We start from the raw sequence: 20010 nt of genomic DNA on the forward strand, positions 1-20010 counted from the left end.
CGGAACCCGCGTGTGCCGACCGTCACGGGAGCTCTGTGCGACCGCTTACTGCGTCCGGGCGCGAACCGGACGAAGTGTCACGAGAGACACTCGTGCTTCTCTGCGACGGGGAGGAGTTGTTGAGCGATAAGGTGCTCAACTACGCCGTACGAGACCACTCGTGACAGCTACCGGTGTGATGTCCGTCAGATGAGACGTGACGCGCATTACTAACCGGTCACACAGCCCTTCACGAGCGCTAGTGTCCGCCGCAGAGGCAACGTAAACAGGGCGTAAGGCGTTTCAAAGGGGAGTCGCAACAGTGGCACGGAAGCTTGCCGTCATCGGCGCCGGCTTGATGGGTTCCGGCATCGCCCAGGTCTCTGCCCAGGCGGGCTGGGACGTGGTCCTGAGGGACGTCACCGACGAGGCGCTCAAGCGCGGCACCGACGGCATCAAGGCTTCGTACGACAAGTTCGTGAGCAAGGGCAAGCTGGAGGCGCACGACGCCGACGCGGCCCTCGCCCGGATCACCGCGACCACCGATCTGGACGCGGCCGCCGACGCCGACGTCGTCGTCGAGGCCGTCTTCGAGAAGCTGGAGGTCAAGCACGAGATCTTCCGCGCGCTCGACAAGATCGTGCGCGAGGACACCGTGCTGGCCTCGAACACCTCCGCGATCCCGATCACCAAGATCGCGGCGGCGACGGAACACCCCGAGCGGGTCGTCGGCGTGCACTTCTTCTCGCCGGTGCCGATGATGCAGCTCGTCGAGCTGGTCCGCGGCTACAAGACCAGCGACGAAACCCTCGCCACCGCGCGGGAGTTCGCCGAGTCGGTCGGCAAGACCTGCATCGTCGTCAACCGGGACGTGGCGGGGTTCGTGACCACCCGTCTCATCTCCGCCCTCGTCGTCGAGGCGACCAAGCTCTACGAGTCGGGCGTCGCGACCGCCGAGGACATCGACCTCGCCTGCAAGCTGGGCTTCGGCCACGCCATGGGCCCGCTCGCCACGGCGGACCTCACCGGCGTCGACATCCTGCTGCACGCCACGAGCAACATCTACACCGAGTCCCAGGACGAGAAGTTCGCCCCGCCGGAGCTGATGCGCCGGATGGTGGACGCCGGTGACATCGGACGCAAGAGCGGGCAGGGCTTCTACAGCTACTGAGGCAGCTGAGCTGCTGAGGCAGCTGCCGGAACATCCTCCGAAACCGCACAAGCCCCTCTGGTTTCACACCTCGGGGTGAATTCGGTATCGGTTCGCTTACGGACGGCAACCTCTGGCCGCTCAACGCAGTCAGAGGTGTCATCACTGGACATCACATTCGTGGAGTACTACACGCACTCACGGGGAGCGCATATGTACATCAGGGGCGACCACGCCGGGCTGGTCGTCGGGGGCCGCCTCGACGTCCGCAGCGCGGCGGACGCCCGTACGGTCCTGCACTCGGCCGTCGACGACGGAGCCGGCGACCTGGTGCTCGACCTGTCCGAGCTGGATTCCTGGGACGCCACCGGCCTCGGGGTGATCATGGGGGCGCACCGCAGGGCCGGCCGCTGCGGCCGCCGCCTGGTGCTGCGCGACGTACCGCCGCAGATGCAGCGCCTCCTGGTCGCCACCCGACTGCACCGGATCCTGGCCATCGAGGGCGGCATCGGCGTGGAGTCGCTGCCCCGGGTCTGACCGGTCCACGGGGGCGGAACACCTGGCACGCGTCGCGAAACGCCTGTCACGCCCAATCCTCACGAGACTGTGACGTCTCGGACGGCGCGGTACCCCGGGCTGTCGTAGATACTGTGCGAAGGTTTAGGGTTCGGTCGCCCGCTGCCTGCATCCCTTCCAGCGGGCCCGGACCAGAAGCGACAGCGCAGTGTGCTGCCGGCCGGGAGGGGCCACTGACGGCACACGAGACGCTTTTGGGGGGCTTGAACCTATGGACCCTAACAACCAGGGACCCGAGGAGTACGGCCATGACGATGACGGCGGTTCGCCGCGTCAGCGGCCTCCCAGGGACTCCCTGACATCCGACTTCGGCCAGCACTCACCGGCGCTCGCCCGCACCGTGCAGCTCGTCGCCGGTGACTTCCTGCTCACCGTCAACCCCGTTGACGGCAGCGAGATAGAGGCCTGCCCGCCCGGTGAGCGACCCGGGCGGCCCGCCAAGTTCGGTGCCGCCGAACGCGCCGAGGTGGACCGCGCGGCCCGCCCGCCCGTCCCGCCGGGACCCACCCGCACCGTGCTGCCGCTCCTGGCCCGCCAGGACGAGCGCGAGCAGCTCGTACGCATGCTCGCCCGCGGCCGCTCGGTCCGGCTGACCGGCCCCGCCGGCTCCGGCCGCACCAGCCTCCTCGACGTCGTCGCCGAGGACTGCTCGGACCTCGCCCCCGACGGCGTGATCCGGCTCACCGGCTTCCACCGCACGGCGACCGAGCTGCTGTACGACCTCTACTACTCCGTCTACGACTCGCCCCTGCACCGCCCCGACCGGGACGAGCTGCTCTCGTTGGTCCGCGAGATCGGCGCGGTCGTCGTCCTCGACGACATCGAGTTCGGCGGGGCCGCGCTCGACGAACTCCTCGACGCCACCCCCGAGTGCGCGTTCGTGATCGGCGCCACGCCCGAGGTGCCCGCACCGTCCGCCGACGCCGCCGTCGAGGAGGTCCTCCTCAGCGGCCTGGAGCGCGCGGACGGTGTGGAGCTGCTGGAGCGTGCCGTCGGCCGGGTGCTGACGGAGGAGGAGTCGAACTGGGCGGGCGACCTCTGGTTCGAGTCCGAGGGCCTGCCGCTGCGCTTCGTCCAGGCCGGCGCCCTGCTCCGGCAGCGCGACCGGCAGCGGGCCGGCGCCGGAGCCGTCGACGAGTTCGGCGTCTTCGCGGACATGGCCGTCGCGGACGCCCCGCCGGCCACCGACGACGCCGACGAGGTACCCCTGCCCGCGCTGGGCGACGCCGCCGCGCCCGCCCCGCTGCTCGCCTCCAAGCTCAGCGAGTCCGCGCGCGCCACCCTGCGGTTCGCCGTCGCCCTCGGCGGCGAGGTGCCCCACCAGGCGCATCTGCCCGCCCTGGTCGGCGACACCCACGCGGACGCCGCCCTCGGCGAGCTCGCGGACTGCGGCCTGGTCTCCCCGGTCGGCTCCCGCTACCGGCTCGCCGCCGGGGTCCTCACCCAGCTGGAGGCCGCCGGATACGGCGACGACACCGAGGACCGCGCCCGCACCGCCGCCCAGCACTACACCTGGTGGGCCGGCCATCCCTCGGTCACCCCGGAGCGGGTGTGCGCCGAGGCGGACGCACTGCTCGCCGCCCTCACCGTCCTGGTCCCGGTGACCACCGTGCCCCTCGACGGCGAGGAGACGACCACCGTGCAGCTGGCCCGCACCGCGGCGCCCGCGTTCGCCGCCGGCGGTCACTGGGGCGCCTGGGAGCGGGCCCTGCGCTCCGGCGCGGAGGCCGCCCAGCTCGCCGGCGAGGTGTCCGAACAGGCCTACTTCCACCACGAACTCGGCATCCTCGCGCTCTGCGGCGGACAGCTCGACCGGGCCCGCGCCGAACTGGAGGCCTCCATCGGCCTGCGCGGTGCCCTCGCCGACAAGCGCGGCACCGTCGCGGGCCGGCGCGCACTCACCCTGGTCTCCGACCGGGACGGGACCGCGCCCGGCCTGGCCGGCCTCGGCGCGATGGCGGGCGAGGAGGTGCCCGACGCGCGCAACGACGAGTCGGCCTCACCGCCCGGGGGAGTGCCCGCGGCCTTCCCGCAGCTCCAGCCGCCCGGCGAATCCCAGACGATCGTCGTCCATCGCACCCCGGGCACGCCGGCGCCCTCGCGCAAGGCCCGCGGCGGGCTCAAGGGCCTCGCCAAGCGCAACCTCGTCGCGGCCGGCGCGGGCGCGCTCCTGGTCGCCGTCCTCGGCACGGTGGTGACCCTGGGCGCCACCTCCGACAACGACCCGAACGCCCCGTCCAACGAGGTCGGCGTCAACCCGTCGGCCAGCATCGGCATCGACGACGGCAACCTCGGCGCGGACGTCCCGAAGAACGACGACGGCAAGGGCGACACGGGCACGGCGACGTCCCGGCCGACGGATCCCGGCCCGGACGGGACGTACGGGACGTCGGACGATCCGACGCCGACGGGTACGGCGAAGCCGTCCGACGATCCGAGCGGGACGCGGGGCAGCGGTTCGTCGCCGACGTCCAGGCCGACGTCGCCGCGTCCGTCGAACACGTCGAGGCCCTCGACGCCCAGCGGCACACCGACCGGCTCCGGTTCCGCGTCGGCGACGCCGAGCGGCCCGACGGGTACAGCGACGCCCTCAACCACACCCACCCCGACCGACACCACCCCGAGCAACTCCACCTCGGCCAGCGGCCCCGCCTCCTCCGCCCCGGTGGAGACCAGCAGTTCGGCCAGTGCCCCGGAGAGCAGCACGGTGAGCTCGCCGAGCGGGTCGGTCATCTAGGAACACGCGCACACAACAGGGCCGGGTCCGTCGCAACGGACCCGGCCCTCGTCGTCGTAGCGGAGAAGGTGTCGTCAGAACAGGCGCAGCTTGTCGTCCTCGATGCCCCGCAGCGCGTCGTAGTCCATGACGTGGCACCCGATGCCGCGGTCGGTGGCGAGGACGCGGGCCTGGGGCTTGATCTCCTGCGCGGCGAAGATGCCGCGGACCGGGGCGAGGTGCGGGTCGCGGTTCAACAGGTCGAGGTAGCGGGTGAGTTGCTCGACGCCGTCGATCTCGCCGCGCCGCTTGATCTCCACCGCGACGGTCTGCCCCTCGGCGTCCCGGCACAGGATGTCGACCGGGCCGATGGCCGTCATGTACTCGCGGCGGATCAGGGTGTAGCCGTCCCCGAGCGTTTCGATGCGGTCGGCGAGCAGCTCCTGAAGGTGTGCTTCCACGCCGTCCTTGATCAGGCCCGGATCCACGCCCAGTTCGTGCGAGGAGTCGTGCAGGACCTCCTCCATCGTGATGATGAGCTTCTCGCCCGCCTTGTTGGTGACGGTCCAGACGCCCTCCTCGTCCCCGGCTCCCTCCTTCAGGGTGCAGGGCGGCGACATCCAGTTCAGAGGCTTGTAGGCGCGGTCATCTGCGTGGATGGAGACGCTGCCGTCGGCCTTCACCAGGATCAGACGGGGGGCCGAGGGCAGGTGGGCGGTGAGCCGGCCCGCGTAGTCGACGGAACACCGGGCAATGACGAGACGCATGGTCGGCAACGCTACTCGACGGGCGCATGTCCACGCGATTCGGCCCGTAAGGCTGTGGAGAAACCCTGTTCACTTGTGGCCGATTGTGGGCCTGTTGGGAGTGCCCTTTGTTCGCATTCTCCTGGTGCCGTCACCGTCGGTTGCCTACCGTAGTAAACGGGAGGTCGCGAGGCATGTACTGAGAGTGTCCGGCAGCGCGAACTCCCTTTATCTGTCCGGCAACCCCTGAGGAATCAGGGGTGCGAGAGGAGAACCCATGTCGCTCGACGTCTCACCGGCCCTACTCGAGAAGGCCGAGCGAGGCGAGGTCGACGAAGCGGAATTCGTCGACTGCGTCCGGACCTCCCTGCCCTACGCATGGGAGATGATCAGCTCCCTGGTGGCCCAGCTGAAGGTGGACGGCGGCAACTTCGCCGACAACCAGACGCCCCCGCCGGACGAGCAGGCACGCGGTCAGCTGCTGCGTGCGCTTGCGAGTGACGCGATACGCGGCGCGCTGCAGCGGCACTTCGGTGTGCGGCTGGCCTTCCAGAACTGCCACCGGGTGGCGGTGTTCCCGCTGGATGCCTCGGTCGACGAGACGCTGGCCCGTTTCACCTCGGTGCGCAGTCAACTGCTGAACCAGTCTCCGGAGTTCCGGGACTGCTGACGCCAAGCGCCTGCTTGCCGCTCCGTACGCGGGAGGTGCATCAGTACCGGGGCGGCAAGCTCCCGCCGGAGGAAGGGTTCCTGTTCCACTTCAGGTCAGATACGCCGACACCTCTTCAGGTGAGGTGCGGCAGCACCTCCGCACCCAGCCGCCGTACGTTCTCCTCGGTGGCCGCCAGGTCTCCCGAGCCCTCGACGAGCAGGGCGAAGCGGGAGATGCCGGTCCGCTCGCTGGTCGCGGCGAGGCGGTCGGCGCACAGCCGCGGGGTGCCCACCGGGTGCAGTCCGCAGAGCAGTTCGGTGTAGGCCACCGGATCGCGCATCTGCCGTGCGCGGCCGTCGACCGTGACATGGGCGCCGAGCCCCTGCCTGAGCCAGCCCGGCATCGCCTTCACCAGCGCCTCCACCGCGTCCGTACGCCGGTCCGCGATCTGGCAGACACCGGCCGAGACATGGGGCGCCTCCAGGACCTTCTGCGGCGCGTGTCCGGCCGCGCGCGCCTGCCTGCGCCACAGGGCGACCATCTCCGCCTTCTCCTCGTCCCCGACATGCATCCCCAGCAGCATCGGCAGCCCGCGCTCGGCGGCCAGCCGGACACTCGCCGGGGAGGTGCAGGCGACGATCACCTCGGGGCCGTCCGCTTCGGTGAGCGACTCGGAGGGCCGGGGCACGACGGGCACCTCGCGGAACCGGAAGCGCTCGCCGTCCGCCCCCACGGAGGGTTCCCGCAGCCAGCGCACCAGCAGATCGAGTGATTCCGGGAACCCCTTCTCGTACGCCTCCAGACCCGCGCCGAAGACCTCCAGATCGACCCAGGGTCCGCCGCGCCCCACCCCCAGCGAGAAGCGCCCGCCGCTCGTCATGTGCAGCAGCGCGGCCTGCTCGCCCAGGGCGACCGGATGGACCGTGGGCAGCACGCTCACGGCGGTGCCGACGCGGAGCCGACGGGTGCGGCCCAGCAGCAGGGCCGCCAGGGTGATCGCGGACGGGCAGGTGCCGTACGGCACGAAGTGGTGTTCCGCCAGCCAGACCGCGTCGAGTCCGGCCTCCTCCGCCAGCTCGGCCGAGCGGACCGCGCGGTGCAGCGCCTCCCCCTGGCCCTGCCCCGGGAACTGGGCCGCCAACACGAATGTTCCTACGTGCATGTGCTTTTCCTGCTTCCTTGGCTCCGACACGGAGCTCCCCCACCCGGCATAACCGTCTGACACGTGCCGAGGACACGGCCTGGCGGAGAGATTTGCCGATTGTCTGGAGAATGGGCCGTCGGCAAGGGGACTTGTGGGGGTTGGTGCCCTACGCGTACCCCGCCGCCCGCCGCGTAGGCTGGACGCGGTCCCTGCTTCCTGTATAGCCCCGTGAGGTGTCCTGTGTCCCCGCGTCGCAACCGACCCAAGGGTTCCGGTTCGTCGGACTCGGCCGGCAGCAGCGCCGAGGACGACCGGTCCGGCCGCTACGGCGGCTTCCAGTCCTCGACGCACTGGCAGGGCGAGGACTGGAACGTACGGCATGTGGCGGGAGCGAGCGCACAGGGCAAGACGTACCGCTGCCCGGGTTGCGACCAGATGATCCCGGACGGCGTCCCGCACATCGTGGCCTGGCCGGACCACTCCGGCGTCGACGAGCGCCGGCACTGGCACAAGGCGTGCTGGAACGCGCGGGACCGCCGCACCACGCGGGTGCAGCGGTCCCGTAACGCGCCGAAGTTCTGAGCCCTCGAAGGGCGGGCGGTCCTACACGTCCCGCTGCTCCAGCAGGGCGTAGGCGCCGGCGAATGCGACGGCCGTCACGCCGATGATGATCCACAGCGGGTCCCAGCCCGAAGGGCCGCTCTCGGTGAGGGAGTTGGAGTAGAAGACGCTGAGCTGGTTCGGGATGGAGTACTCGAACAGCGCCTGGCGCACGCCCTCCAGCGACTGCGCGAGCATGAACAGCGCGATGACCAGCGGGGCCAGCACGACACCGATCATGATGGTGATCGCGCCCGCCGAGTGCCGGATGATCGAGCCGATGATCAGCGAGAGCAGGCCGAGCAGGGCGATGTAGAGCGAGATGCCGACGGTGCCCTTCAGCCACTCCTGGCCGGTGGGGGTGCGGGCGCCGTCCAGCAGGGCGATGTCCGCGAAGGCGACCAGGAGCACCGAGACGAAGGTGGTCACGAAGGCGACGGCGAAGAACACGATCGACTTCGCGGCCAGGACCCGTCCGCGGGAGGGGCAGGCGACCATGGTGGTCCTGATCATTCCCGTCCCGTACTCGGAGGCCGTCGTCAGCACGCCGAGGGTGATGACGCACATGCTGCCGAGCAGCAGCCCGAAGAACCCGAACGACAGCGGGTTCTCGCCCCGCAGACTGTCCGGCGAGCTGTTTGCCGCGACCAGGGCGGCGGCTCCCAGCCCGATCCCGATCATGATCAGCACGAACACGCCCAGCGTCCACATGGTCGACCGCACGGACCGGATCTTCGTCCACTCCGACGCGATCGCGTGCCCGAGATGCGTCCGCACGACGGGGATCGGCGAGGTGTAGCCCGGGTGGGACGGTCCGGCGCCCGCCTGCCAGTTCACTGCGGCGGCCTGCGGCATCGGGGGCTGCGGGGTGCTCATCGGGCGTCCTCGGGCTGACTCGGGGCGGATCCCTGCGGGGCGGGAGCGGAACCCTGCGGGGCGGGAGGGGTGGTCTGCGCGGCGGCGGGCGCGGGGCTTGCGGCGGGCGCCGGCGGGGCCTGCTGGGGGGCCGGAGCCTGGGCCTGCGGGTGGCTCACCGGAGGGGCGGCCTGCGCGGCGGCGGGCTGGGTCGGGCCACCGGGGGCGGAGACAGCACCGGCGGGCGCGGGCGGGGCCGTCTGCGGTGTCGGTACGGCGGTCGGGGGCTGGGGGGCCGCGGGGGCCGGCTGGGCGTACGGGTTGGGGGTGCCGGGGCCGCCGTAGGGTGTCGGCTGGGCCTGCGGGCCGCCGAACGGTTGGCCGCCCTGCTGGGGCGGTGGTGGGGCGTACCAGCCCGGCTGGCCCTGGCCCGGGACCGGCATCGGGGGCTGGGCGCCCGGCGGGAGGGGCTGCATGAGGCCCTCCTTCTGGTCGATCGTGGAGCGGTAGTCCACCGCGCCCTGCGTCATCCGCATGTACGCCTCCTCCAGCGAGGCCTGGTGCGGCGACAGCTCCCACAGGCGTACGTCCGCCCCGTGCGCGAGATCGCTGATGCGGGGGAGCGCCAGTCCCGTCACCCGCAGCGCCCCGTCCTGCTCCGGCAGGACGTGCCCGCCGGCCTCGGTGAGCGCGGCGGCCAGCTTCTCCCGCAGCTGCGGCTCGGTGTCCGGCGTGCGCACGCGCGCGAAGCCCGCGGAGTTCGCGGCGATGAAGTCCTGGATGCTCATGTCGGCGAGCAGCTGCCCGCGCCCGATGACGATGAGGTGGTCCGCGGTCAGCGCCATCTCGCTCATCAGATGGGAGGAGACGAAGACCGTGCGGCCCTCCGCCGCCAGCGCCTTCATCAGGTTGCGCACCCACAGGATGCCCTCGGGGTCGAGCCCGTTGACCGGCTCGTCGAAGAGCAGCACCTGAGGGTCGCCGAGCAGCGCGGCCGCGATCCCGAGCCGTTGGCCCATGCCGAGCGAGAAGCCCTTGGAGCGCTTCCTGGCCACGTCCTGGAGGCCGACCACGCCCAGCACCTCGTCCACCCGGCGGGCCGGGATCCCGGACAGCTGGGCCAGGCACAGCAGATGGTTACGGGCCGCCCGGCCGCCGTGCACGGCCTTCGCGTCGAGCAGCGCCCCGACCTGCCGGGCCGCGTTGGGCAGCCTGCGGTACGGGTAGCCGCCGATCGTCACCTGGCCGGACGTGGGGTTGTCCAGCCCCAGGATCATCCGCATGGTCGTCGACTTCCCCGAGCCGTTGGGGCCGAGGAAGCCGGTGACGGCACCGGGACGCACCTGGAAGGAAAGGTTGTACACAGCGGTCTTGTCGCCGTAGCGCTTGGTCAGGCCGACTGCCTCGATCATGCTCCGCACCCATCGCAAGGTTCAGGACAGCGGGGCACACGCCCCCCGTAAGGGTTAGGAGCTTATCGGGGCGCTGACGGTTCCGCTCAAATGAAAGCAAAGGCTTCCCGCGTCACGCGTCACGCGTCCCGCTTCTTCAACAGGACATACGCCCCGATCAGGGCGGCCGCCACCCACAGCGCCATGATCCCGAGCCCGCCCCAGGGGCCGTAGGGAGTGTCGTCGTCGATCGGTGTGACGACCTGCATGATCTTGCTGCCGGCCTGGTCGGGCAGGAACTGGCCGATCTTCTTCGTCGCCGAGACATTGCCCAGGATGTTGGAGATCAGGAAGAAGAACGGCATCAGGATGCCCAGCGACAGCATCGGGGAGCGCAGCATCGCGGCCACGCCCATCGAGAACATCGCGATGAGGGTCATGTAGACGCCGCCGCCGATGACCGCGCGCAGCACGCCGGTGTCACCGATCTCCGCCCTGTGGGAGCCGAGCATCGCCTGCCCGAGGAAGAAGGTGAGGAAGCTGGTCACGAGTCCGACGACGAGGCAGAGCGCGGTCGCCACCGCGATCTTGCCGGCCAGGAAGGTGCCGCGCTGCGGTACCGCGGCCAGCGAGGTGCGGATCATGCCGGTGCTGTACTCGTTGGAGACGACGAGCACCCCGAACACGATCATCGCGAGCTGGCCGAGGCTCATCCCGGCGAAGCTGATGAAGGTCGGGTCGAAGGAGAGCTGGTCCTTGCGGCTCATGTTGTCGAACTCGTTCTTCGACAGGGCCGAGATCAGGATGCCGAGCCCGATGGTGACGACCACGGCGAGGGAGAGCGTCCACACCGTGGAGGCCACCGACCGGATCTTCGTCCACTCGGAGCGGATGACCTGGGTCGCCGCCATGGTCAGTTCCCCTTCCAGCCGTCGCCCCACGGCTGCTGCCGGGGTGCGTCGACAGGTGTGTCGCTGTGGGCGTGGTATTCGACCGACTCCGCGGTCAGCTGCATGAACGCCTCCTCCAGGGAGGCCTGTTGAGGGCTGAGCTCGTGCAGCACGATCTGGTGCTGGGCGGCCAGCTCGCCGATGTACTCGGACTTGCTGCCGTCCACCTCCAGCGTGCCGTTGCCGGTCTCCACCACGGTGACCCCGGCCGCGTGCAGCACGTCGAGCAGCCGCTCGCGCTGCGGGGTGCGGATCCTGACGTACGTCCGCGAGTTCTGCGCGATGAAGTCGGCCATGGAGGTGTCGGCGAGCAGCCGGCCCTGGCCGATGACCACGAGGTGGTCGGCGGTCAGCGCCATCTCGCTCATCAGGTGGCTCGACACGAACACGGTGCGGCCCTGTGCGGCCAGCGACTTCATCAGATTGCGGATCCAGTGGATGCCCTCGGGGTCCAGCCCGTTGACCGGCTCGTCGAACATCAGGATCCGCGGGTCGCCGAGCAGCGCGCCCGCGATGCCGAGCCGCTGGCCCATGCCGAGCGAGAAGCCCTTGGCCTTCTTCTTCGCCACCGCCGTCAGACCGACCGTGTCGAGCACCTCGTGCACCCGCTGGGTCGGGATGCCGTTGCTCTGCGCGAGGCACAGCAGGTGGTTGTAGGCGCTGCGCCCGCCGTGCATGGCCTTGGCGTCCAGCAGGGCCCCGATGTACGTCAGCGGGTCCTTGAGCTGGTCGTAGTGCTTGCCGTCGATCCGCACGTCCCCTGCGGTGGGCCGGTCCAGGCCCAACATCATGCGCATGGTGGTCGACTTGCCCGCCCCGTTGGGACCGAGGAAGCCCGTGACGATGCCCGGTCTGACGGTGAAGGTGAGGTTGTTCACCGCCACTTTCTCGCCGTACCGCTTGGTCAGCCCCGCTAGCTCGATCATGCCGACCACGCTAGGGGTGCGCCCCTGCGGATGCCACTCCTGTGAGCAAACGGAGACCGACGGAAGCGGTAAGAATCCCGCAACGGGCCCCGGACACGCCGAAGGCCCGTACCTCCGGGGGAGACGGTACGGGCCCTCGTGCTGCCGTCAGGCGGTGTTACCGGGACTGCTGGGCCGGAACCCCACGGGAGATCGGCTCGTCGTCGGCCGGGGCGCCGGCGGCGGCCACCGCGGCACCGGTCAGCGTGGCGAGCATCTCGCGGACGTTCGTCAGCTGGGCGTTGATCGAGTCGCGACGGTTCGTCAGAGCCGCGAGCTCGCGCTCGGATTCCGAACGGATCCGGTCGGCCTTGGCGTTGGCGTCGGCCACGATGTCCTCGGCCTGGCGCTGAGCCGTCTCCACCGTCTGGCGGGCGCGGCGCTCGGCGTCGGTGCGCAGCTTCTCGGCCTCCAGGCGCAGCTGCTCCGCCCGGTGCTCGATCTCCGCGAGACGCTTCTCCGCCTTCTGCTGACGGGACGCCAGGTCGCGCTCGGACTGCTCCCGGCGCTTGGCGAGGTTCGTCTCGAAGTCGGCGGCGGCCTGCGCGGCCTTGGCGCGGGTCTCCTCGAAGAGGGCGTCCGCCTCCTCACGCTTGGACTGCGCGTCCTTCTGCGCCTCGGCACGCAGCTGGGACGCGTCGCTCTTGGCCTTCTCGACGATCCGGACGCCTTCGTCCTCGGCCTTGGACTTGCGCTCCGCAGCGAACGATTCTGCGTCGTTGCGGACCTGCTGGGCCGCCGACTCGGCGAGTTCGCGATGCTGCTCGGCCGCGCGACGGGCCTCCTCGCGCAGATCCTTGGCCTCCTCCTCGGCGAGTCGGAGGATCTTCTCGACACGCGCGCCGAGGCCCGCGTACGACGGCTCGGCGTCGGACACCTGGGCCTGGGCGTTCTGCGTCTCGAGGTGGAGCTCCTCGATGCGCTTTTCCAGGGCGGTGATGCGGGAGAGAGCGCTGTCACGGTCGGAGACGAGCTTGGAGATCCGTTCGTCCACCTGAGCGCGGTCGTACCCACGCCGCACAAGCTCGAAGCCGTAGGGGGAAGTGTCGCTCATGGGGTTCCTGTCAAATGAGACCGGTGAGGTGATAGGGGGAATCCTAGGGGCCGAAGCGGTGTGTCATCGAGCGGATACGTGTTTGATCTGGAGAATGACACCCCTTTTGAGTGGCTAACCCTGGGACGGCTTGCCAAAAACTTGGTCAAAGGCCCCAGAAGACGCCGGATTCCGACCGCCGCTCAGCTGTCCGACGGCTTACCCGAACGAGGGGCGCCGACCGCCGCGCCCGCCTTGACGCCACCGTCCTTGCCCCCCGCTGGGGCCTCGAAGGATTCCAACGCCTCCAGGACGTCCTGGACACGGGAGATCTCGGTATTGATGTCCTCACGGCGGCGCACGAGGACCTCAAGCTCGCGCTTGCCCTCCTCGACCGTGCGCCGGGCCTCGCGGATCGCCTCGGCCTTGAGCTCCTCGGCCTCCCGGACCAGCGTGGCCTTCTTCTGCTCGGCCTCCTTGAGCAGCCCCTCGGCCTTCTTGACCGCGGCGATGCGCACCTTGCCGGCCTCCGAATTGGCCTCCGAGACCAGCTCCTTGGCCTTCGCCTGCGCCTTCGCGAGCTGCTCCTCCGCCGCCTTGATGAGCGCGTCGCAGCGGTCGCCGGTCGACTTCATGGTCTCCGCGGCCTCACGGCGGGCCCGCTCGTGCAGCGCCTCGATCTCACCGGTGATCCGGTCGCGCAGCTCCTCCGCGCGCTCCCTTATGGCGGTCGCGTCCCGGCGGGCACCGACGAGCAGCTCGTCCGCGTCCGTGCGGGCCTTCTCCACGCGCGCGTTGCCCTCGACGGTGGCCTCCGACACCAGCCGGTCGGCCTCCTTGCGGGCCGCGCCCACCATGGTGTCGGCCTGCGCCTCGGCCTCGGCGGTCGTCTTCTGCGCCTGCTGCTGTGCCTCGTTGAGCAGCTTGTCCGCCTCGGCGGCGGTCTCCGTGATGAGCGTGTCGACCTGCTCGGCCACGTCCTGGCGGCGCTTGTTGGCCTCCTTGCGGACCTCGTCGAGGGTCCGGTCGGCCTCCTCGCGCGCGGAGTTGACCAGTTCCTCGGCCGCGGCCGCCGCCTCCGCCCGGATCCGCTCGGCCTCGGTGCGCATCCGCTCCGCGTGCTGCTGGGCCTGCCCCACGGTGTCGGCGGCCTCGGCGCGCAGCCGCTCCGCGTCCCCGGTGGCCTCCCCGATCAGCTGCTCGGCCCGCGCGACCGACTCGGCCCGTACCCGCTCCGCCTCCGCGACCGTCTCCGTGCGCAGCCGGTCGGTGTCGGTGATGGTCTCCTCGGTGAGCCGCTCCGCCTCGTTGCGCGCCTCGGTGATGAGGGTGTCGGCCTGCGTCGCCGCGTCCGAGCGGATGCGGTTGGCGTCCTCGCGGGCCTCCGCCCGGGCGCGGGCGGCGTCCTGGTCGGCCTGGGCGATGGTGTCGGAGGCCTCGGTGCGCACCCGCTGGGCGTGCTCGGACGCGTCCGACCGCAGCCGCTCCGCCTCCGCGATCGCCTCCGAGACGGTGCGCTCGGCAAGCGACTTGGCGGCGTCCGTCTCCTCGGCGGCCTCGCGCCGGATCCGGGCCGCGTCCTCGCTGGCCCGCTCGCGCTCGGAGTAGGCGTCCGAGCGGACCCGGTCGGCCTCCTCCTGCGCCTCGCGCCGGGTGCGGTCGGCCGCGTGCTCGGCGGCGGAGCGCAGCCCGGTGATCTCCTCCTGGGCCTGCTCGTGCAGCCCGGCGACCGAGTCGCGCACCTGCTGGGCGTGCTGCTCGGCGGCCGACACCATCTCGCCGGCCCGCCGGTCCGCCTCCTCGACCAGCCGTACGGCCTCTGCCTGGGCCTCCTCGACGCGGTTGCGGGCGGAGGCGAGGAGCTCCTCGCTCTGCTCGCGGGCCCGCTCACGCTCCTGGTCGGCCTCCTGGCGGGCCGAGCCGAGGTACTCCTCGGCCTCGCGGCGGCGCCGGTCGGCCTCCTCCTGGGCGGCGGCCAGGGTCTCGGACGCCTCGGTGGCGAGCCGCTCGGCGGCGGCCCGCGCCTCCGCCCGGACCCGGTCCGCGGTGTCCTGCGCCTCGGACTTGAGCCGCTCCGCCTCCGCGGCGGCCTCGGACCGCAGCCGTACGGCCACGGACTCGCCCTCGGCGCGGGACGCGGACGCGTCGGCCGCGGCCTCGGTGCGCACCCGGTCCGCCTCGGCCTCGGCCTGCTGCTGGAGGGTACGGATCCGCTCGGCGGCCTCGGTGCGCAGCCGGTCGGCCTCCTCGGCGGCCTCGCGGCGGATCCGCGCGGCCTCCTCCCGGGCCTCGGTGAGCGCCTGCTCGGCGTTGGCGAGGCGCTCCTCGGCCTCGGTGTGCAGCCGGGTCAGTTCGTCGGCGGCCTCGGCGCGACGGGCCTCTATGGCCCGCTCGGTCTCCTCGCGCAGCTCCTGGGCGGAGCGCTCGGCGGCGGCCGCGATCTCCTCGGACAGCTCGACGGCCTCGGCGCGCTGCCGCTCGGCCTCGTTACGGGTGCGCTCCAGGGTTTCCTCGGCCTGCCGGCGCAGCGTGGTGGCGCGCTCGATGGCCTCGGTGCGGACCTTCTCGCTGTCCGCGGTAGCGCTCTGGCGCAGCTCGTCGGCGTCCGCCTTCGCCTTGGAGAGCAGCTCCTCGGCGGTCTTGGCGGCCTCCTCGATCTGCTGGACGGCCTCCTTGCGGGCCTCCGCGCGGATCTTCTCGCCCTCGGCGACCGCGTCGGCGCGCAGCTGCTCGGCCTCGCCGCGCAGCCGCCGGGCCTCCTCCTGGAGCTCGACCGTCTTGGCCCGGTACTCCTTGGTGTCGTCCTTCGCGGAGCCCTTGAGCTGCTCGGCGATGTCGTGCGCCTCGGCGCGCAGCCGGTCCGCCTCGGTCTCGGCCTCGCGGCGGATCCGCTCGGCCTCCTCGGCGGCGGCCCTGGTGGTCCGCTGCGCGTCCTCCTGCGCCTTGTTGAGGACGTCCTCGGCGGTCTTGGCGGCCTTGGACAGCTGGGTGGCGCTCTCCTCGGCGGTGAGCGTACGGGCCTTCTCGGCGGCCTCGGTGACGATCTTCTCGGCCTCGGCGCGGGCGTCGGCGACGATCTGCTCGGCGGCGGCCTTGGTGGCCTCGGCCTCCTCGCTGGCCTCGGTGACCAGCCGGGCGACCTGCTCCTTGGCCGTACGGGTGCGCTGTTCGTTGGCCGACTCGGCGCTCGCGAGCGCCTTCTCGGCGGCCGACTTCGCCTCGCTGAGCACCTTCTCGGCCTCGGCCTGCGCCTTGCGCAGCGCCTCCTCGGCCTCCGTCATCCGCTGCTCGGCGGCCCGGCTCAGCTCGGTGGCCTGGCGGCGGGCGGAGTCCGACTCGGTCGCCGTGGAGGTGCGCAGCTGCTCGGCGTGGTCGGTGGCCTCCTGGGCCTGGGTGGAGGCGGACTCCAGGAGCCGTTCGGCGTCCGCGCGGGCCCGCCGCAGCAGCTGCTCGGCCTCCGCGCGGGCCGCCTCGGCCTCGCTCTGGAGCCGCTGCCGGGCCTCGCTGGTGACCCGCTCGGCCTCGGCGCGGGCGGCCGCCATGGCCTGCTCGGCCTCCGCGCGGGACTCCTCCAGGAGCCGGCGGGCCTGGGACTCGCTGCGGGCGCGCAGCTGCTCGGCCCACGCCACGTTCTCGTTGACGTGGGACTCGACGGTCTGCCGGCGCTCGGCCAGCTCCTGGTCGAGCTGCTGACGGCGGGTGACCGCCTCCTGGTGCAGCTCCGCCTGGAGGCGCGCGGCCTGCTCGGCGTGCTCCTGGAGGATGCGCTGGGTCTGGGCCCGGACCTGGCTCAGCTCGCGCTCGGCGTCCTGACGCAGCTGGTCGGCCTGGATCTGCGCGTTGCGCAGCAACTGCTCGGCCTGGTAGCCGATGTCACCGCCGCCGAATTCGGGCCGGGACATGAGGGTGCGCCGCGCCTCGTGCAACTTGGCGCGCAGCACCTCGACCTGGTAGCCGAGGTCCTCGGCGTGCTGGATCGCCTTTTCCCGCTCGGTCTTCAGCCGGTCCATCTCGGCCTCGAACCGAGAGAGGTGGTCGACGTCAGCCGCCGGCTCTCGCTCCTGGCGTTCGTAGCCCCGCACTGCGCGGTCCCATCCGTCCCCTGGTCGCAAGTCTTTCCGAACGAGCCCTGTCCATCCGCCGAACGGGGCCCCCGGGGAATGGTGTCAGATCAACGGCGGAGCATGGGCTGCCGCCCGCTGCTCGTCCCCCGAAACCCGAACCCCGGCGGTCTCGGCGTCAGAGGTGGCGTCGTCCGCCCGAAGGGCGGGCCGTGCGGTGTCCGGTGCGTGCGATCGCAAGGCGCCGGAAGGTCCTCGTGGCGGAGCCACTAGGGCCTTTCGGCAACGCGGCGAGCGTGCGTGCCGGGCACTGCACGGCAGGCGCCACCTCTGACGCCGAGACCGGGCCACCCCCCTTCCGGGGACGACCGCCCCCAACCCTACCGGCCCATATGTACGAGGGTCAGTGCTCAGGTGACTCAACAGGCGCCGAAGTGACCAGTTCTGTCAGTACGCCGTGGCAATCCTTGGGGTGCAGGAACGTGATCCGTGACCCCATGGAGCCGCGTCGGGGCTCCTCGTACAGAACGCGTACGCCCTTGTCCTTGATGTCCGCCGCGTCGGCGTCGACGTCCGCCGTACCGAAAGCGATGTGGTGGACACCCTCGCCGTTCTTGTCCAGCCACTTCGCGACGGTGGAGTCGGGGCGGGTCGGCTCCAGAAGCTGCAGGTAGGAGGCGCCGCCGTCGGAGGTCTCGTTGATCTTGAGCATGGCCTCGCGTACGCCCTGCTCCTCGTTGACCTCGGAGTGGAACACCTCGAAGCCGTACGTGGCCCGGTAGAACTCGACGGTCTTGTCGAGGTCGAAACAGGCGATCCCGATGTGGTCGATTCGCGTCAGCATGTAGTCAGTGCAGCGCTCGCGAAACGGTTACGCAACGTGCGCGCGATCACACCGACGGCCGGGTGACGGCACGGAGTGCCACTCAGTACATTCGAAGTAAACCCTCGTTCACACTCCTCGGCAGTGCAGCCGGAAGGGGATCGCAGCTCATGTCTGGATCGAACAGCACGACCTCGGTGATCGTCGCGGGCGCCCGTACGCCCATGGGACGGCTGCTGGGCTCGCTGAAGTCCTTCTCGGGAGCCGACCTCGGCGGCTTCGCGATCAAGGCCGCCCTCGACCGTGCGGGGATCGGTGGCGACCAGGTGCAGTACGTCATCATGGGCCAGGTCCTCCAGGCCGGCGCGGGCCAGATCCCGGCCCGTCAGGCCGCCGTGAAGGCCGGCATCCCGATGAACGTCCCGGCGCTCACCATCAACAAGGTGTGCCTCTCGGGCCTCGACGCGATCGCGCTGGCCGACCAGCTCATCCGCGCCGGCGAGTTCGACGTGATCGTCGCGGGCGGCCAGGAGTCCATGACCAACGCCCCCCACCTGCTGCCGAAGTCCCGCGAGGGCTTCAAGTACGGCGCGATCGAGATGCTCGACGCCATGGCCCACGACGGCCTCACCGACGCCTTCGAGAACATCGCCATGGGCGAGTCCACCGAGAAGCACAACACCCGCCTCGGCATCCTGCGCCCCGAGCAGGACGAGTTCTCCGCCCTGTCCCACCAGCGGGCCGCCGCCGCCCAGAAGAACGGCGTCTTCGAGGCCGAGATCACCCCGGTCGAGATCCCGCAGCGCAAGGGCGAGCCGGTCGTCTTCAGCAAGGACGAGGGCATCCGCGGCGACACCACCGCCGAGTCCCTGGGCAAGCTGCGCCCCGCGTTCACCAGGGACGGCACCATCACCGCCGGCTCCGCCTCGCAGATCTCCGACGGCGCCGCCGCCGTGGTCGTGATGAGCAAGACCAAGGCACAGGAGCTGGGCCTGGAGTGGATCGCCGAGATCGGCGCCCACGGCAATGTGGCGGGTCCGGACAACTCCCTCCAGTCCCAGCCCTCCAACGCGATCCTGCACGCCCTCAAGAAGGAGGGCCTGGAGGTCTCCGACCTCGACCTCATCGAGATCAACGAGGCGTTCGCGGCCGTCGCGGTCCAGTCAATGAAGGACCTCGGCGTGTCCACCGAAAAGGTGAACGTGAACGGTGGCGCGATCGCCCTCGGCCACCCCATCGGCATGTCCGGCGCCCGCCTCGTCCTGCACCTCGCCCTGGAGCTGAAGCGGCGCGGCGGCGGGGTCGGCGCGGCCGCCCTGTGCGGCGGCGGCGGTCAGGGTGACGCGCTGGTCGTGCGGGTACCCAAGGCCTGAGTTCGGGTACGTCGTCGCTGTGAACGGAGCTGTGATGCAGGACGTCTCCACCCTGGTCGCCCAGGCCAGGGAGGGCCGGCCGCGGGCCGTGGCCCGGCTGATCTCCCTGGTGGAGGGGGCGTCCCCGCAGCTCAGGGAGGTCATGGCGGCGCTGGCTCCGCTCACCGGCACGGCGTACGTGGTCGGTCTGACGGGCTCGCCCGGGGTGGGCAAGTCGACGTCCACCTCCGCGCTCGTGACCGCGTACCGCAAGCAGGACCGACGGGTCGGCGTCCTGGCCGTCGACCCGTCGTCCCCCTTCTCCGGCGGCGCCCTGCTCGGCGACCGGGTCCGGATGTCGGAGCACGCCTCCGACCCGGGCGTCTACATCCGCTCCATGGCCACCCGGGGTCACCTGGGCGGCCTCGCCCGGTCCGCCCCGCAGGCCATCCGGGTCCTGGACGCGGCCGGCTGCGACGTGATCCTGGTCGAGACGGTCGGCGTGGGCCAGTCGGAGGTCGAGATCGCCTCCCAGGCGGACACCAGCGTCGTCCTGCTGGCCCCCGGCATGGGCGACGGCATCCAGGCCGCCAAGGCCGGAATCCTGGAGATCGGCGACGTCTACGTCGTCAACAAGGCCGACCGCGACGGCGCCGACGCCACCGCCCGCGAGCTCAACCACATGCTGGGCCTCGGCGAATCCCGCCGGCCCGGCGACTGGCGCCCGCCGATCGTCAAGACCGTCGCCGCCCGGGCGGAGGGCGTCGACGAGGTCGTGGAGGCCCTGGAGAAGCACCGCGCGTGGATGGAGGAGCACGGCGTGCTCGCCGAGCGCCGGCGCGCCCGCGCCGCCCACGAGGTCGAGGCGATCGCCGTCACCGCCCTGCGCGAACGCATCGGCGACCTCAGCGGGGACCAGCGCCTGGACGCCCTCGCGGAGCGGATCGTCGCCGGCGAACTGGACCCCTACCGCGCGGCCGACGAGCTGGTGGAGGGCCTGACGCGGGGCTGACCCCG

16 protein-coding genes and 1 pseudogene are annotated in these 20010 nt (G+C 71.4%); 8 read left to right on the top strand and 9 right to left on the bottom strand.

The annotated features are described in order from the left end of the window. Nucleotides 1–56 precede the first annotated feature (56 nt). The 4 genes and pseudogenes from ACFULQ_RS21505 to ACFULQ_RS21520 all read left to right on the top strand — a co-directional run. Nucleotides 57–164, top strand: a pseudogene (locus ACFULQ_RS21505) (TetR/AcrR family transcriptional regulator); the annotation flags it as partial. Between the two features lie 137 nt (nucleotides 165–301). Further along, nucleotides 302–1150 carry a 3-hydroxyacyl-CoA dehydrogenase family protein gene (locus ACFULQ_RS21510; RefSeq protein WP_383546263.1) on the top strand — a complete coding sequence of 283 codons (849 nt, stop codon included), beginning with the start codon at nucleotides 302–304 and terminating at the stop codon, nucleotides 1148–1150. Nucleotides 1151–1342: 192 nt separating this feature from the next. Beyond that, nucleotides 1343–1666, top strand: a complete 324-nt coding sequence (locus ACFULQ_RS21515) for an STAS domain-containing protein (RefSeq protein ID WP_383546265.1) — start codon at nucleotides 1343–1345, stop codon at nucleotides 1664–1666. A 250-nt stretch (nucleotides 1667–1916) separates the two neighbouring features. Next, on the top strand, nucleotides 1917–4442 hold the full coding sequence (locus ACFULQ_RS21520; RefSeq protein ID WP_383546267.1) for an ATP-binding protein: 2526 nt from the start codon (nucleotides 1917–1919) through the stop codon (nucleotides 4440–4442). A gap of 74 nt (nucleotides 4443–4516) precedes the next feature. On the opposite strand, the gene nucS is transcribed toward ACFULQ_RS21520, so the two are convergent. Then, entirely contained in the window at nucleotides 4517–5188 is a 672-nt protein-coding gene (gene nucS / locus ACFULQ_RS21525) for an endonuclease NucS (protein WP_383546269.1), read from the bottom strand. 256 nt (nucleotides 5189–5444) lie between these two features. Between nucS and ACFULQ_RS21530 the strand changes: the two genes are divergently transcribed. Further along, nucleotides 5445–5837 (top strand): SCO5389 family protein, encoded by a 393-nt coding sequence (locus tag ACFULQ_RS21530; RefSeq protein WP_232652334.1) that lies wholly within the window; start codon nucleotides 5445–5447, stop codon nucleotides 5835–5837. 115 nt (nucleotides 5838–5952) lie between these two features. On the opposite strand, the gene ACFULQ_RS21535 is transcribed toward ACFULQ_RS21530, so the two are convergent. Further along, the gene (locus ACFULQ_RS21535) at nucleotides 5953–6981 is read right to left on the bottom strand and encodes an LLM class flavin-dependent oxidoreductase (RefSeq protein ID WP_383546270.1); all 1029 of its coding nucleotides are present in this window, start codon (nucleotides 6979–6981) and stop codon (nucleotides 5953–5955) included. A 222-nt stretch (nucleotides 6982–7203) separates the two neighbouring features. On the opposite strand from ACFULQ_RS21535, the gene ACFULQ_RS21540 reads away from it, so the two are divergent. Next, the gene (locus ACFULQ_RS21540) at nucleotides 7204–7545 is read left to right on the top strand and encodes an ATP/GTP-binding protein (RefSeq protein ID WP_383546272.1); all 342 of its coding nucleotides are present in this window, start codon (nucleotides 7204–7206) and stop codon (nucleotides 7543–7545) included. A gap of 21 nt (nucleotides 7546–7566) precedes the next feature. Here the strand turns inward: ACFULQ_RS21540 and ACFULQ_RS21545 are convergent, their stop codons facing one another. The 7 genes from ACFULQ_RS21545 to mce form a co-directional block, all read right to left on the bottom strand. After that, nucleotides 7567–8439: an ABC transporter permease subunit gene (locus ACFULQ_RS21545; RefSeq protein WP_383546274.1), complete on the bottom strand. Its 873-nt coding sequence runs from the start codon at nucleotides 8437–8439 to the stop codon at nucleotides 7567–7569. Then, the gene (locus ACFULQ_RS21550; RefSeq protein WP_383546276.1) at nucleotides 8436–9830 is read right to left on the bottom strand and encodes an ABC transporter ATP-binding protein; all 1395 of its coding nucleotides are present in this window, start codon (nucleotides 9828–9830) and stop codon (nucleotides 8436–8438) included. Before ACFULQ_RS21550 ends, ACFULQ_RS21545 begins: the two co-directional genes overlap by 4 nt. Nucleotides 9831–9949: 119 nt before the next feature. Continuing rightward, nucleotides 9950–10720, bottom strand: coding sequence for an ABC transporter permease (locus tag ACFULQ_RS21555; RefSeq protein ID WP_383546277.1), 771 nt, complete (start codon nucleotides 10718–10720; stop codon nucleotides 9950–9952). Nucleotides 10721–10722: 2 nt separating this feature from the next. Next, a complete protein-coding gene (locus ACFULQ_RS21560) occupies nucleotides 10723–11685 on the bottom strand; it encodes an ABC transporter ATP-binding protein (protein ID WP_383546278.1) in 963 nt (320 codons plus the stop codon). 157 nt (nucleotides 11686–11842) lie between these two features. Then, the gene (locus ACFULQ_RS21565; protein ID WP_383546280.1) at nucleotides 11843–12778 is read right to left on the bottom strand and encodes a cellulose-binding protein; all 936 of its coding nucleotides are present in this window, start codon (nucleotides 12776–12778) and stop codon (nucleotides 11843–11845) included. 182 nt (nucleotides 12779–12960) lie between these two features. Beyond that, entirely contained in the window at nucleotides 12961–16839 is a 3879-nt protein-coding gene (scy, locus tag ACFULQ_RS21570) for a polarized growth protein Scy (RefSeq protein ID WP_383546281.1), read from the bottom strand. Nucleotides 16840–17221: 382 nt separating this feature from the next. Further along, entirely contained in the window at nucleotides 17222–17662 is a 441-nt protein-coding gene (gene mce / locus ACFULQ_RS21575) for a methylmalonyl-CoA epimerase (RefSeq protein WP_059192301.1), read from the bottom strand. Nucleotides 17663–17811: 149 nt separating this feature from the next. On the opposite strand from mce, the gene ACFULQ_RS21580 reads away from it, so the two are divergent. Continuing rightward, complete coding sequence (locus ACFULQ_RS21580; protein WP_383546284.1) at nucleotides 17812–19014, top strand: acetyl-CoA C-acetyltransferase; 1203 nt, start codon at nucleotides 17812–17814, stop codon at nucleotides 19012–19014. Between the two features lie 34 nt (nucleotides 19015–19048). Continuing rightward, a complete protein-coding gene (gene meaB / locus ACFULQ_RS21585; protein WP_383546285.1) occupies nucleotides 19049–20005 on the top strand; it encodes a methylmalonyl Co-A mutase-associated GTPase MeaB in 957 nt (318 codons plus the stop codon). Nucleotides 20006–20010 lie beyond the last annotated feature (5 nt).

The organism is Streptomyces sp. NPDC057253 (assembly GCF_042669125.1).
Lineage (GTDB): Bacteria > Actinomycetota > Actinomycetes > Streptomycetales > Streptomycetaceae > Streptomyces.